Raw genomic sequence first — 1,217 nt, 5'->3', positions numbered from 1 at the left:
TCAACCGCTAAGCAATTCAAGTACAGCTTTCAATCTAAAGAGCCGACTTTATCTCGGCTCTTCGCATTTTAATTAACACGATTCGCTTATCCCTCAGCAATTCGTTAAATTATCCGTCTCATTCCTAATTTTCATTAATTGCTATGTTATTAGAAGGCATTGAAACGTTACTTGTACTAAGTAAAGAAAAAACCATGAGCCGCACTGGTAGTCAGCTGTACATCAGCCAATCTGCGGTGAGTAAACGTATCGCCAATTTAGAAAAAAAGTTAGGAAAGAAACTGATCGAGCCAAACGGCAGACACATTAAACTAACCTCGGATGCTCTGGCCCTTATCAATACGATAGAGCCCACGTTCAATGAGTTACGAGGACAGATTTACGATCAGCAAGAGCTCGAAGATACGTCATTAATAAAAATGGATTGCTCAGAAACTCTCGTCGCAGGTTATCTGAGTGTGATTATGGAAGAGCAACTGGCACGCGATCCTTATCTCAGAATCTCTACCAATCACACTCCGAGAATCGTTGAAAACGTAAAATCAGGGCGAGCGACCCTAGGATTCTGCGCTGGTTACTTACCTTCTCATCACGGTTTGATGAGCATTCATCTCGCCGATGAGCCTTTCTCTATAATAAGTAAGCACCCGCTAACTCAATTACCAAAAGCGATTTTAACTAACGATTTGAATAACCCAGCCAACACATATCAACAAGCCATTTTGTCCAAGTACGAGATCCAACCTTTGATGGAAATGGACTCCTACACTGCGGCAGCACAATTAGCTTTAAAAGGTATGGCACCAGCACTGATACCTAAATCCATCATCAAAACACTCAACATCGCATCAAATTTCTGTTTTGAATTCGAAGAACTAGAGCCTCTAATTCGCCCAATACACATCTGTCTTCGCCACAACACATACCGCAATCAGCGAATTAAAACAGTGTTAGAAGCCATTGCTGATGTTGTTGCCAAAGAAGTTTTGTTGCCATCAGCATAGACATGGTAATAACTAGGAGATTAAAATATATTTCATAGTCATTTTACAAAAACATAGTACTTACTTAAAAACCATTGAGAACTAAGCTCCTCAGAATAACGGTATCCATGACTTTCAGCATAATAGAGCAGCCAGTCATTGAATAGATATGAAAATAAAAAACTAGAAATCAACAAAATGAAACATGATTTAAATAGCATTTTAAGCTTTTCT

The 1,217-nt window shown here is 39.1% G+C and carries 1 pseudogene; it reads left to right on the top strand.

The window, feature by feature from the left end:
- Window positions 1-143: 143 nt before the first annotated feature.
- Window positions 144-911 (top strand): annotated as a pseudogene (locus R7P35_RS25015) (LysR family transcriptional regulator); the annotation flags it as partial.
- Between the last annotated feature and the right edge of the window lie 306 nt (window positions 912-1,217).

The organism is Vibrio sp. Vb0304 (genome assembly GCF_033338995.1).
GTDB lineage: Bacteria > Pseudomonadota > Gammaproteobacteria > Enterobacterales > Vibrionaceae > Vibrio > Vibrio alginolyticus.
The sequence above is the reverse complement of the archived record's forward strand: the minus strand, read 5'-3'. Positions and strand labels throughout refer to the sequence as shown.